Origin of the sequence: Meridianimaribacter sp. CL38 (assembly GCF_004328055.1) — a bacterium.
Classification (GTDB): domain Bacteria; phylum Bacteroidota; class Bacteroidia; order Flavobacteriales; family Flavobacteriaceae; genus Gaetbulibacter_B; species Gaetbulibacter_B jejuensis.
On record NZ_QKWS01000003.1, the window covers coordinates 334565 to 347425 of the forward strand.

The 12861-nt window shown below is 32.0% G+C and carries 12 protein-coding genes; 7 read left to right on the plus strand and 5 right to left on the minus strand.

From position 1 onward, the window contains the following. The first annotated feature begins 42 nt into the window (after positions 1-42). The 7 genes from DMZ43_RS09395 (at position 43) to DMZ43_RS09425 (ending at position 9398) form a co-directional block, all read left to right on the plus strand. Positions 43-1836, plus strand: a complete 1794-nt coding sequence (locus DMZ43_RS09395; RefSeq protein ID WP_370450274.1) for an OstA-like protein — start codon at positions 43-45, stop codon at positions 1834-1836. A 1-nt stretch (position 1837) separates the two neighbouring features. Beyond that, a complete protein-coding gene (locus tag DMZ43_RS09400; RefSeq protein ID WP_131507717.1) occupies positions 1838-3016 on the plus strand; it encodes an aspartate aminotransferase family protein in 1179 nt (392 codons plus the stop codon). A gap of 171 nt (positions 3017-3187) precedes the next feature. Continuing rightward, entirely contained in the window at positions 3188-4591 is a 1404-nt protein-coding gene (locus DMZ43_RS09405) for a tetratricopeptide repeat protein (RefSeq protein WP_131507719.1), read from the plus strand. Between the two features lie 46 nt (positions 4592-4637). Then, complete coding sequence (locus DMZ43_RS09410; protein ID WP_131507721.1) at positions 4638-5558, plus strand: DUF368 domain-containing protein; 921 nt, start codon at positions 4638-4640, stop codon at positions 5556-5558. Positions 5559-5560: 2 nt separating this feature from the next. Further along, complete coding sequence (locus tag DMZ43_RS09415) at positions 5561-6580, plus strand: DUF368 domain-containing protein (RefSeq protein ID WP_131507723.1); 1020 nt, start codon at positions 5561-5563, stop codon at positions 6578-6580. Continuing rightward, positions 6573-7310: a shikimate dehydrogenase gene (locus tag DMZ43_RS09420; protein WP_131507725.1), complete on the plus strand. Its 738-nt coding sequence runs from the start codon at positions 6573-6575 to the stop codon at positions 7308-7310. The genes DMZ43_RS09415 and DMZ43_RS09420 overlap by 8 nt, the downstream gene beginning before the upstream one ends. An 87-nt stretch (positions 7311-7397) precedes the next feature. Then, positions 7398-9398: a DUF349 domain-containing protein gene (locus DMZ43_RS09425; protein ID WP_131507727.1), complete on the plus strand. Its 2001-nt coding sequence runs from the start codon at positions 7398-7400 to the stop codon at positions 9396-9398. Between the two features lie 192 nt (positions 9399-9590). On the opposite strand, the gene mazG is transcribed toward DMZ43_RS09425, so the two are convergent. The 5 genes from mazG to ruvX form a co-directional block, all read right to left on the minus strand. Further along, the gene (gene mazG, locus DMZ43_RS09430; protein WP_131507729.1) at positions 9591-10364 is read right to left on the minus strand and encodes a nucleoside triphosphate pyrophosphohydrolase; all 774 of its coding nucleotides are present in this window, start codon (positions 10362-10364) and stop codon (positions 9591-9593) included. 102 nt (positions 10365-10466) lie between these two features. Further along, on the minus strand, positions 10467-10892 hold the full coding sequence (locus DMZ43_RS09435; protein WP_129760430.1) for a DUF5606 domain-containing protein: 426 nt from the start codon (positions 10890-10892) through the stop codon (positions 10467-10469). A 63-nt stretch (positions 10893-10955) separates the two neighbouring features. Further along, positions 10956-11546: a peptide deformylase gene (gene def, locus DMZ43_RS09440; protein ID WP_129760429.1), complete on the minus strand. Its 591-nt coding sequence runs from the start codon at positions 11544-11546 to the stop codon at positions 10956-10958. Between the two features lie 112 nt (positions 11547-11658). Beyond that, entirely contained in the window at positions 11659-12255 is a 597-nt protein-coding gene (locus tag DMZ43_RS09445; RefSeq protein WP_131507731.1) for a T9SS type A sorting domain-containing protein, read from the minus strand. Between the two features lie 114 nt (positions 12256-12369). Then, positions 12370-12780: a Holliday junction resolvase RuvX gene (ruvX, locus tag DMZ43_RS09450; RefSeq protein WP_131507733.1), complete on the minus strand. Its 411-nt coding sequence runs from the start codon at positions 12778-12780 to the stop codon at positions 12370-12372. Positions 12781-12861 lie beyond the last annotated feature (81 nt).

A 12861-nucleotide genomic window follows, 5' to 3' on the forward strand; every position in this document is an offset into this window, starting at 1 on the left:
AGAATATAGTTATTTTTGAAAAAAATTAATTTTATCTTGAAAATACACAACCTACTCTATTACACTATACTTATACTTTTTGTAGTCACTAAAAGTTATGCTCAAGAAGGTAAAAGAATACAAATTGAGCATGCTGGTTTTATGGTTGCTGATTCTACTGTTGGTAAAGACATTGCAACCTTTGTAAGAAATGACCAGCAACAAATTCATGTCACTCATGATGGTGTAAACATGTGGTGTGATAAAGCCATTTATTATAAAAACGAAAACTTTATTGAGGCATTCAGTAATGTAAGAATGCAGCAAGGAGATACTATAAACATGACTGCTAAGTATGTTGAATATAGCGGAACTACAAAACTAGCTTTTGCCAGTGGAGACGTTGTACTTACCGAACCGCAATCTACCTTAACAACTGACACGCTCTTTTTTGATCGAGCAAAACAACAAGCTTATTATAAGAGTAAAGGAAAAGTGGTTAGAGACTCTTCTGGTACTATTACTAGTCAAATTGGTCGTTATTACATGGACAGCAAAAAATACCGTTTTTTAAAAGACGTGGTATTGGTTAATCCTGATTACACAATTAATTCCAACCAATTAGATTTTTATTCTGAAAGTGGTCACGCTTACCTTTATGGTCCAACAACTATTAAAGGCGAAGCTTCAAACATTTATTGCGAAAGAGGATTTTATGACACTAATAATGATGTTGGTTATTTCGTAAAAAAATCAAGAATAGATTATGAAAATCGAATTTTTGAAGGTGATAGTATGTACTTTGATCGAAACCGAAGTTTTGCTTCTGCAACCAATAACATAAAAGTTACAGATACCACAAATAAAAGTATCATTAAAGGACATTATGCCGAAGTATTTAGAGAAAAAGACTCTGTGTTCATCACCAAACGTGCTTTAGCTATTACAGTACAAGAAAACGATTCCATTTACATACACAGTGACACGCTTATGGTTACTGGTAAACCCGAACATCGAATTACAAGGGCTTATTACAATGCCAAAATTTACAAAAGCGATTTAAGTGGAAAAGCAGATTCTATTCATGCTGACCATAAAACAGGTTTGACCGAGCTTATCAATTTATCACGCTTTTCATCAACCGATGCTTTTGCTACTAAGCGCAAACCTATATTATGGAACTTAGGTAATCAAATGAGTGGAGACACCATTCACTTAATTTCAAACACTGAAACCGAAGAACTAGATTCCTTAAAAGTATTTGACAATGCCTTTTTAATAAGTAAAGACACTTTAGGCACAGGATTTAATCAAATTAAGGGGCAAAAACTATATGGCTTGTTTAAAAATAACGAATTATATAATGTTGATATCATAAAAAATGCTGAAATCATCTATTTCTCTAGAGATGGAGAAAATGAACTTATTGGAATAAACAAGTCAAAGTCTGGCAGTATCAATATTCAAATTTCAGATAATACTATCAATGAAATTAGACTAATCAATCAGGTTGATGGAGACTTATTTCCTGAGTCTCAATTCCCTGAAAATGCTAGACGACTTAGAGGCTTTGATTGGCGAGAAGAAGAACGTCCAACTAGTGTTGAAGACCTTTTTAAAGACGATCCTCCACTAGAACTTCCTATCATAAAAGGACTAGGAGAGTTTGTTCCTGAAGAAGAGTTTTTTGATGAAGCATTGTTAGACCGAGTTGAAGAAGCTGAAAGCGAAGACCCTAAAAAAGTAAACAAAGCTGCTCGTAATATTCCTAAACAAGTATTGCAAAAAAGAGATTCCATTAAAGCTCAAAACACACCTCTAAAAAAGGTGGTTAAGCCTAAAAAGGATAAGCAATAACATGAAATCAGATTTTTTCACATACCAAGCGCAAACGAGTCCACATCCTTTAGCTATGGAAATTTCTCATGCTAATGGTAGTTATATTTATGATTCAAACAATAAAGCTTATTTAGATTTTGTAGCTGGTGTTTCGGCAAATAGCTTAGGTCACAATCACCCAAAAGTTGTTAACGCCATAAAAAATCAACTGGATAAGTATATGCATGTTATGGTTTATGGCGAATACATTCAAGAACCAGCAGTAGAACTCGCTAAACTTTTAGCTAAGCATTTACCTAAGCCTCTTGAAACAACGTATTTAACAAACTCTGGTACCGAAGCTATTGAAGGCGCTTTAAAACTAGCCAAACGTTTTACAGGTAGAAGTCAAATAATAGCTGCAAAACATGCTTATCATGGCAATACTATGGGTTCCATGAGTGTTATGGGTTACGAAGAACGCAAGCAAGCGTTTAGACCTTTACTACCTGATGTCCATTTTATTGAATTCAATAACGAAGTTGACATCAATACAATTACTACAAAAACTGCGGCTGTAATTTTAGAAACCATACAAGGAGGCGCAGGTTTTATTGAACCTACCAATGATTACTTACAAAAAGTTAAAGCAAAGTGTAAAGCTGTTGGTGCTGTTTTAATCCTAGACGAAATCCAACCTGGTTTTGGTAGAACTGGAAAACTATTTGGTTTTGAACACTACAACTGTATTCCTGATATTTTGGTTACAGGTAAAGGCCTTGGTGGTGGAATGCCTATTGGTGCATTTACAGCTTCTAAAGACATGATGTCTAATTTAACTGAAAACCCAAAATTAGGACACATCACTACATTTGGAGGACATCCAGTAATTGCGGCTTCAGCTTTAGCTACAGTAAAAGAAATTACTGAAAGTAATGTAATGACTGAAGCTTTAGAAAAAGAGCAATTAATACGTAAAAAACTAAAGCATCCTTTAATAAAAGAAATAAGAGGAAAAGGATTAATGCTAGCTGCAATGACACCTTCTGCAGACATAACAAATGAAGTTATTTTAAAGTGTCAAGACGAAGGATTAATACTTTTTTGGTTACTTTTTGAGCCAAAAGCCATCAGGATTACGCCTCCATTAACCATTTCAAACGAAGAAATTATTAAAGGTTGTGAGATAATACTTAAAGTTTTAGACTCAATTTCTTAATCTTATTCACTCCAAAAACACACGCTAAGCAATTGATAATAAACAAATAAAACCCATTCACATAAAATAAAAATTCACCTGTTAATTAATTTGTTAAAAACATTCATCGCAAAAACTTCAATTGCGCCAATAGAACAGTAAATTTATTACAAGTAACAATTATACCTGCCTATGGAGTTCAGTCGCAGTGACGAAAACAACTTATCGCTTACAAGATTTGAGTCAATGCTAAAAACCAACAATGTGTTGTTTTTTGATTCAAATGAGTTTGAAAACATAATCCAGCACTATCTGGAAATTGGTAAAATTGCCCTCGCAAAAAAAGCCATCAAATTAGGGTTAGAGCAACATCCAACGTCAGTTAACCTTAAACTTTTTCAGGTTGAGATTTATGTTATTGAAAACAAGCTAGAACATGCCGATAAAATTCTTGATGAACTTTATGAAATAGAACCTTCTAACGAAGAAATTTATGTTCAAAAAGCAAATGTTCTCTCTAAAAGAGATGAACACGAAATGGCAATCAACACGTTAAAGATTGCTTTAAAACTGAGTAATAATGACGAGGATGATTCCGATTTATACGCACTCATTGGTATGGAATACTTGTTTTTGGATAAGTTTGAAGAAGCAAAAGAGTATTTTATCAAGTGCCTTGAATTAGACATGCACGATTACTCTGCTTTGTATAATATTATTTACTGTTTTGACTTTCTTGACCAAAACGAAGAAGCTATCAACTTCTTAACTCAATATTTAGACAGCAATCCTTATTGCGAAGTTGCATGGCATCAATTAGGTAAACAATACTTTGCAATTAAAGACTATAAAAAAGCATTAGCAGCATTTGACTTTGCTATTATTTCAGACGACACTTTTGTAGGTGCTTATCTTGAAAAAGGAAAAGTTTTAGAAAAGCAACAACAGTACAATAATGCTATTGAAAATTATAAAATCACCTTAGCACTTGACGAGCCTACATCATTTGCACTGTTAAGAATTGGTCATTGTTATGAAAAATTAGGCAATGACGACTTAGCGGTTCAATATTTTTACAAAACTGTACACGAAGATCCGCTTTTAGATAAAGGATGGATTGCCATTACTAAGTTTTATAATAAGAAACGAAATTTCCAAAAAGCGCTTTATTACATCAACAAAGCAATAAATATTGATTGTGAAAATGTGATTTACTGGAAACTGTATGCGCAAATCAATCATCAGTTAAACTTTTTGGAAGAAGCTGAAAGAGGCTACAAAAAAACATTAGAACTTGGCAATTATGAACTTCAAACTTGGTTATCTAGGTCTGATATTCTAATCAGCTTAGGTGAGTTTGAAGCTTCAATTTACAACTTAATCCAAGCTGCAGAGTTTTACCCAGAAACACCTGAAATTGAGTTTAGATTAGCTGGTTTATATTTTACATTACACGAATCAGAAAAAGCGCATTACCATTTAAAAAATGGCTTGTTGCTAGACGATGAGTTTTATTACATACTAGAAGAACTTTTCCCAAAAGTTTATAATAAAATTTCTGTAAAAGAGATTATTTCAAATTCTAAAAAGGCTTAAAGCGAAAATTCCATACCTTTACGTTTCTTATTTTTTAAAATAACAAATGCAAAGACGCTTTTTAGATTATTTCATCCTTTCACTTAAAGGTATTGCCATGGGAGCAGCAGATGCAGTTCCTGGAGTTTCTGGCGGAACAATAGCCTTTATTTCTGGTATTTACGAAGAACTAATTACCACAATTAGCAACATTAACTTATCTTTAATTACAACTCTTAGAAAAGAAGGTTTTAAAGCCTTTTGGACTCAGCTTAATGGTAACTTTTTGGTGGCACTATTAACCGGTATTATTATTAGTTTTGTGTCCTTTATGCGATTAGCCAAATACCTTATTGAAAATCATCCTATTTTAATTTGGTCGTTCTTTTTTGGGTTAATTGTAGCTAGTATCTTCTTTGTAGGTAAGCAAATACAAAAATGGAATTTAGCAGTTATTATTTCTCTAATAGCTGGAGCCTTAATCGCTTATTATATTACAACACTACCTTCAATGGCTAATAATGATAATCCTTTGTTTTTATTTTTTGCTGGAGCTATTGCTATTTGCGCTATGATTTTACCAGGTATTTCGGGTTCATTCATTCTTGTTATTCTTGGTGCTTATAAAACTTTAAGTGATGCTTTGCATGACTTTGACATAAAAAAAATACTAATTTTTGCTGTTGGTGCAGTTGTTGGTTTATTGAGTTTTAGTCGCGTTTTAAAGTGGTTGTTCAAAAACTACCACAATATCACATTAGCTATTCTTACTGGTTTTATTTTTGGGTCTTTAAACAAAATTTGGCCTTGGAAAAAAGTGCTAACATGGAGAACAAACTCTAAAGGAGAACAAATTCCTTTATTAGAAGAAAGCATATCGCCTTTTAACTTTGATGGAGATCCTAAATTAGCAATTGCCATTGTTTTAATGATTGTAGGTTTTTCTACAATTTTTATACTTGAAAAACTAGGTTCTAAAAAACAATAACAATGCAAAGCACCAGAACTTTTAAAGACAAACTCTTTCTGGTCATTAAAGGACTAGCAATGGGAGCCGCAAATAAGGTTCCTGGTGTATCTGGTGGTGTGGTTGCTTTTGTTGCAGGGTTTTATGAAGAGTTTATATACTCACTTCAAAAGGTAAACAAAACAGCTTTTAAACTTTTATTCAACGGTAGGTTTAAGAGTTTTTACAATTACATAAACGGTCGGTTTCTTACCTTACTCCTCTTCGGGATGTTGGTAAGTTATTTTAGCGTATCTAAAATATTGGATTACTTCCTGGAGCATTATCAGCTTTTTGTATGGAGTTTGTTTTTTGGGATGATTATTGGCTCCATTTATTACATAAACAAAGATTTTAAAGACTGGAATTATAAAACAATACTCTCTTTAATTATAGGTATTGCCTTAGGTGTTGGTATTAGTTTTTTAGATCCAGCTAAAGAAAATGACAATCTTTGGTTTGTATTTTTCTGTGGAATCATTAGTGTTTCAGGAATGACACTTCCTGGATTTTCTGGTTCTTTCATATTAATTCTCTTAGGAAATTACGTATTACTTCTAGTGGACTCCGTTAATGCTTTATATGATACTTTTTCTGAAATATTTAGCGGCAATTTTGAGTTTGTTCACGATGCAAATAGAATAAGAATGCTAAAAGTTTTAGGAGTGTTCACTTTAGGCTCAGTTACTGGATTAGTAACATTTTCGCACATACTTAATTACATTTTAAAACATTATAAAAGTATTACCACAGCAACAATAATTGGTTTTATTATTGGCTCTCTTGGTGTTGTTTGGCCTTGGAAAGAGATTGTTTACAAACAAAACACTTCAGGTGATTTTATTTTAGACTCTACTGGACAAAAAATTATAGAAAACTACACACGATTTATTCCTGAACTTAACAACGAAACATACATTGCAATTTTGTTTGTTTTAATAGGAATTTTAATAGTTTTGGCGTTGGAATGGTACGGACAAAAAACCAGAAAGATAAATGCATAAATTAGGATTAGTAGGTAAGAATATCTCCTATTCATTTTCCAAAAAATATTTCACTGAAAAATTTGAAAATGAACAACTTCCGTTTGAATACGAAAATTTTGACATCAAAGCAATTTCTGAATTAAAAGATATTATTGCTTCCAATAAAAAGTTAGTAGGATTAAACGTAACTATACCTTACAAAGAGGCTGTAATCCCTCTATTAGACGATATTAACAAAAGAGCGAAAAAAATTGGAGCTGTAAATACTATAAGAATTTCTCCTAAAGGAAAACTTAAAGGTTACAACACGGATTATTACGGATTCAAAAAATCGTTACAACCTTTATTAAAACCTCATCATACTTCTGCTTTAATTTTAGGAACAGGTGGAGCTTCAAAAGCTATAGCATACACGCTAAAAAAATTAAAAATAGATTTTGATTATGTATCTAGAACTCCAAAATCTGGAGTTAAATTTTTGTATTCAGATTTAACCGATCAAATCATAAGCTCATACTCAATTATTATTAATTGTACTCCTGTTGGAACTTATCCTGACGTTAACACATGTCCTGATATTCCTTACGATGGCATCACATCAAACCACATACTTTACGATTTAATCTACAATCCTGATCAAACAAAGTTTTTAACTTGTGGTGACATAAAAGGTGCACAAACTTGTAATGGCTATAAAATGCTAGAGCTACAAGCCGAAAAAGCTTGGAAAATTTGGAATCTTAAATAAAGTACCAAAATTTCTATTCCTTTTTGTAATTCAGTGACTTGTTAGTATATTAGCTTTTTAAGTATTTAGAACTAAAAACATTGTAAAATGTCAGAGAAAGATAACCTGCAAAATGCAGATGGAAACGAAGAAACAAAAGCTACTGCAAACCAAGCTACTGAAAGTACTGGAGCTGAAACAACTCAAGATGCTACGTCATTAGAAAACCCAACAACTGATGAGAATACTAATTCTACTTCAGAACAGGTTGAAACTAATGAGGAAACCAAAACTGAGACTGTTGAAGAAAAATCCAACTCTCATGTAGATGAAATTGACGAGTCTAATGCCGAAGATGCTGAAGACGAAAGCAATAGTGAAAGACACACACTAGAAGAAAAAGACTACCACGCCATGTCAATGGAGCAGTTGGTAAAAGAATTTGACAGTTTACTTAAACAACAAAAAGTTCAAACTATAAAATCTCATGTTGATGAGATAAGATCTGAATTCAATGCTAAATTCAGTGAACTTCTTGAAGAGAAAAAAGAAGAATTCATTAACGATAGTGGTAATGAAATAGACTTCAAGTACTCTACTCCAACAAAAAAAGAGTTCAATTCACTTTATAAAGAGTATAAAAGCAACCTAAACGCTTACTACAAAAATCTAGAAAGCAGTTTAAAATCTAACCTAGAAAATCGTTTAAGAATTATTGAGGAAATTAAGGGACTTATTAATGTTGAAGAAAATATAAACACAACATACAAGCACTTTAAAGAACTACAAGAAGAATGGCGAAATGCTGGTCCGATTCCAAGAGACAAATACAATAACGCTTGGAATACATACCATCACCATGTTGAGATTTTCTATGATTTCCTGCATCTCAATCGTGATTTGAGAGATATGGATTTTAAACACAACTTGGATCAAAAACTTAAAATTATTGAGCGCGCTGAAGAACTTGCAAAAGATGACAACGTAAACAGAGCGTTTAGAGAATTGCAAGTGCTACATAAAATGTGGAAAGAAGACCTTGGTCCTGTTGCTAAAGAACATCGAGAAGACATTTGGGATCGATTTAGCAATGCAACTAAAACCATACATGATAAACGACAAGCGTATTATGCCGATTTAGATAAGGCCTATGAAGCTAACTTAGAGCGTAAAGAAGAAATTATCGCAAAGATTGATGCAGTAGCTCAAGACAACGCCAACACACATCAAGCATGGCAAAAGAAAATAAAAACTATTGAAGCCTTAAGACAAGATTTCTTTAATGCTGGAAAAGTACCAATTAAAGTTAATGAAGCTACTTGGGCAAAATTTAAAGCATCAGTTAGAGCTTTTAATAAAAAGAAAAATTCCTTTTATAAAAACTTAAAAAAGGAACAGTATGATAATCTTCAGAAAAAGCTAGACCTAATAAAAATTGCTGAAGACAATAAGGACAGTGAAGACTTTGAAACTGTAACACCTTTAATGAAGAAAATTCAAAGTGACTGGAAAAAAATTGGGCATGTTCCAAGAAAAGACAGTGACAAAATTTGGCACAAGTTTAAAGCTGCTTGTAATCATTACTTCGATAAACTTCATGCTGAGCGTAATGCTGCTAATAAAGAATTATTTGAAGCCTATGAAAAGAAGTCAAAGTTTTTAGAAGCCTTAAAAGATTTAAAATTATCAGGAACACCAGAAAGTGATATTGAAACTTTAAAAGCTAAAATAGACGAGTGGAAATCATTAGGCAATGTTCCTCACAGCAAACGTTATATTGAAGGAAAGTTCAATAAGGCTTTAGATGACATGTTCGGTAAACTTAAAATGGATAAGACCGAAATTGAAATGATTAAGTTTGAAAATAAACTTGAAGCCTTATCGCAACCTGATGATACTAGACTTCTTGATAATGAACATAATTTTATTCGTAAAAAAATAGACGAAGTAAAAGGAGAAATCAACCAACTAGAAAACAATCTTCAGTTTTTCTCTAATGTTGATGAAAGCAACCCTATGGTAAAAGATGTTTTAAACAATATTGAAAACCATAAAAACAATCTGAGCATTTGGGAAGAAAAACTTAGAAAACTTAAGGATATGTATTAAAAATCAAATCCTACCTGCTAAAAACAGGTAGGATTGTGACCCCTAACTAAACTAAATTTTGAATCTTAATCACATCCGCTTAAAATATAATTAAGACTACCTACTTATGATTATGAAACTATAATTTCAAGTTTCTATCTGTATTATATACGTATTATCTTACATGTTTGGATCACGCAAAGTGAAAAAAAATTATATTTTTTTTGCTTCTTCCCAATAAACGTCCATTTCTCTTAGGCTCATGTCCTGTAAACTTTTGTTTAGTGACTTCGCTTTTTCTTCTAAATACTGAAATCTTTTAATGAATTTTTTATTGGTTTTCTCTAAAGCATTCTCAGGATTAATTTTTAAAAACCTTGCATAGTTTATTAAAGAAAATAAAACATCTCCAAACTCGTTCTCCATATTTTCTCTATTTCCACTATCTACTTCATGCTTCAATTCTTGGATTTCTTCCTCAACTTTTTCCCAAACTTGATGAGGCTCTTCCCAGTCAAAACCTACTCCAGCAACTTTATCTTGTACTCTACTCGCTTTTACCATTGCTGGTAAACTTCTTGGGACACCTTCTAATACGCTTTTCTTTCCTTCTTTTAGTTTTAACTGTTCCCAATTGCGTTTTACATCCTCTTCATTATCGACACTTACATCTCCATAAATATGCGGATGACGATCAATAAGCTTATCGCAAATGCTATTACAAACTTCAGCAATATCAAAATGGTTGGTTTCGCTTCCTATTTTTGAATAAAATACAATATGTAAAAGTACATCACCTAGCTCCTTTTTTACTTCATCTAAATCATTATCCAAAATAGCATCACCTAACTCATAAACTTCTTCAATGGTTAGATGTCGTAAGGATTCCATAGTTTGCTTTTTATCCCATGGACATTGCTCACGCAACTCATCCATAATGATTAACAAACGCTCAAATGCTTTTAGTTGTTGGGTTTTATCTGTCATGATTTGATAATATTAAGACCCAAAAATACGATTAATAGCTATTTAATAAAGCATGTATTACTACATGTTTATTAAAACATATTAACCAAAAAATGTAAGTTGTTATTCTTCTTCTTCAGAAGTTGAATCTTCAAGAGCTTCAAGGTTTTCCAACAGGTTGTGTTGGTGAAGTAAATTGTACCATTGTACAATCTTTTTTATGTCGCTTGCATATACTCTATCTTCGTCATAGTCTGGTAAAACTTCAAAGAAATATTCTTCTAAAGCATCTTTACCATCTTTATGACTTACTGATGTAGTTTGCCCGTTTTCTTTCTCTTTTATTTTAAGAAACACTTTGTATAGTGGCAATTCTTCTGATAGTGTATAAATAGCTATTTCACTAAGTACACTTACATTGCTGTGTATGTTAACTGATAGTCTTTTTTTATCAATTAATGATTCGGCAATTAATCCTCCACGTGTTTGCGTTACTATTTTAAATAATCCAGGTTTTCCGGAAATAGAAAGAATTTTATCTAAACTCATGTGTTAAACAGGCTTTTTTTGTTGTGGGCAAATATAATTTTTTGTGAATAAGAATTAAAACTATTAACGTTTCTTTTTCATTAAAGGAAACTTCATTTTATAGTCAATCTTTATTTTTCCTTTTGATATGTTAGCTAGCTTTCCTTTTATAAGTCGCTTTTTAAATGACGATAACTTATCAGTAAATAAAACACCTTCAATATGGTCGTATTCATGCTGAATAACTCTCGCAATTAAACCATCAAACTCTTTGACATGTGTTTCAAAATTTTCGTCCTGATACTGAATCTTTATTTTTGGTTGTCTAAACACATCTTCTCTTACATCTGGAATACTTAAGCAACCTTCGTTGAAAGCCCATTCATCACCTTCTTCTTCTAAAATTTTAGCGTTTATAAAAGTTTGTTTAAAAGCTTTTAATTGTTGCTTTTCTTCTTCAGTATGCGATTCATCTTCTGAAAACGGTTCAGTATCTACCAAGAACAAACGTATTGGCAACCCTATTTGTGGTGCTGCCAAACCTACACCATACGCACCATACATAGTATCGTACATATTATCAATAAGTTCATTAAGATTAGGATAATCTTTGGTAATCTCTTCTGCTTTTTTTCTTAAAACAGAATCGCCATAGGCAACAATAGGTAAAATCATAAATTCTTATTTTCGGATGCAAAAATACAATTCTTATGCCTTTTTTGAAGTTTTTAAGCACAAAAAAACTCCTTACATGGTAAGGAGTTTAATATTTGAGTTTGAATATTTTTTATCTCATTACTACAACCTTCTTTGAAATAGATAGATTGTTAGATGTAATTTGAACCATATAAATACCGTTAGGTAAATTAGAAATACTTAAAGGTTTTACACTTAAATTATCAGTATTTTCAGTTAAAACCAGTTTTCCTGTTACTGAATATATATTAATACTTGCCGAAACATTAGATTGAAACTTTACGTTTAATGTATTTCCACTAGTTACTGGGTTTGGAAACACTCTTAAAGAATTAAAAATTGCTTCAACTTGTTTTATCGATAATGTTTCGTTAGTAAGTGTTCCGTCAGTGTATTCGCAAGTTGCATAACCAAAATCAGCAGTAAAAGTGTTTGGTGGAGCAACTGGGTCTCCAGATGTTAATCCATAAATAGAATACTCGTCATCACAACTAGATAGTGTAAAAACACTAGCTCCTACATTTACAGTAGTTGGTCTGTTCTCACATAGAGAAGTTCCTGAGTCATAAAAGAAATACAATGAAGATCCATTAGAGAATCCTGTTGGAGGGCAAGATTGCGCGTTTACTTTATTAAAACCAAATAGGCCTATTATAAGTAATAAAAATAAATAGTAGTTGTTTTTCATAGTTTGGGGTTTTAAATAATTACCAAGCCAAACATATATCTCAGGAGCAAATGCCTAAAATAATTTAGTTGAAATACCTTAATTTACTGATAAAATACACTTTATGGCACTATTTTATCTCGAATACAGGTAACTTTGAAGTATTATTGTAGCACTAATTTCATCTACTAAGGCTTTATTTTTTCGTTGTTTTTTAGTCAACCCACTATCTATCATGGTTTGAAACGCCATTTTAGAAGTAAAACGTTCATCAACTCTTGTAAATGGTATATCAGGAAAAGTCTTCTTAAGCTTATCAATAAATGGTTTAATAGCTACCTCACTTTCAGAGGCTTCATTATTTAAACGCTTAGGCTCTCCAATAACAAATAGCTCTACAGATTCATTAGAGACATACTCTTTTAAAAAAGCAAACAAGTCCTTAGTTTCAACAGTTGTTAACCCAGAAGCTATAATTTGCAACTCATCAGTTACAGCTATTCCTGTTCTTTTAGTACCAAAATCTATTGCTAAAATTCTTGCCATATTGATTGCAAAGGTAACATAATAAAAAACTCTCCCTTTATAAAAGGAAGAGTTATTAAAATAATTAGCTATTAATTAACT

What these genes read in the sequence shown, in the direction of transcription:
- DMZ43_RS09435 (WP_129760430.1), bottom strand. Translation starts at nt 10,892, where the DNA reads ATGAGTTTAGATAAAATTCTTTCTATTTCCGGAAAACCTGGATTATTT.
- DMZ43_RS09425 (WP_131507727.1), top strand. Translation starts at nt 7,398, where the DNA reads ATGTCAGAGAAAGATAACCTGCAAAATGCAGATGGAAACGAAGAAACA.
- DMZ43_RS09420 (WP_131507725.1), top strand. Translation starts at nt 6,573, where the DNA reads ATGCATAAATTAGGATTAGTAGGTAAGAATATCTCCTATTCATTTTCC.
- DMZ43_RS09410 (WP_131507721.1), top strand. Translation starts at nt 4,638, where the DNA reads ATGCAAAGACGCTTTTTAGATTATTTCATCCTTTCACTTAAAGGTATT.
- mazG (WP_131507729.1), bottom strand. Translation starts at nt 10,364, where the DNA reads ATGACAGATAAAACCCAACAACTAAAAGCATTTGAGCGTTTGTTAATC.
- def (WP_129760429.1), bottom strand. Translation starts at nt 11,546, where the DNA reads ATGATTTTACCTATTGTTGCCTATGGCGATTCTGTTTTAAGAAAAAAA.
- DMZ43_RS09405 (WP_131507719.1), top strand. Translation starts at nt 3,188, where the DNA reads ATGGAGTTCAGTCGCAGTGACGAAAACAACTTATCGCTTACAAGATTT.
- ruvX (WP_131507733.1), bottom strand. Translation starts at nt 12,780, where the DNA reads ATGGCAAGAATTTTAGCAATAGATTTTGGTACTAAAAGAACAGGAATA.
- DMZ43_RS09400 (WP_131507717.1), top strand. Translation starts at nt 1,838, where the DNA reads ATGAAATCAGATTTTTTCACATACCAAGCGCAAACGAGTCCACATCCT.
- DMZ43_RS09445 (WP_131507731.1), bottom strand. Translation starts at nt 12,255, where the DNA reads ATGAAAAACAACTACTATTTATTTTTATTACTTATAATAGGCCTATTT.
- DMZ43_RS09415 (WP_131507723.1), top strand. Translation starts at nt 5,561, where the DNA reads ATGCAAAGCACCAGAACTTTTAAAGACAAACTCTTTCTGGTCATTAAA.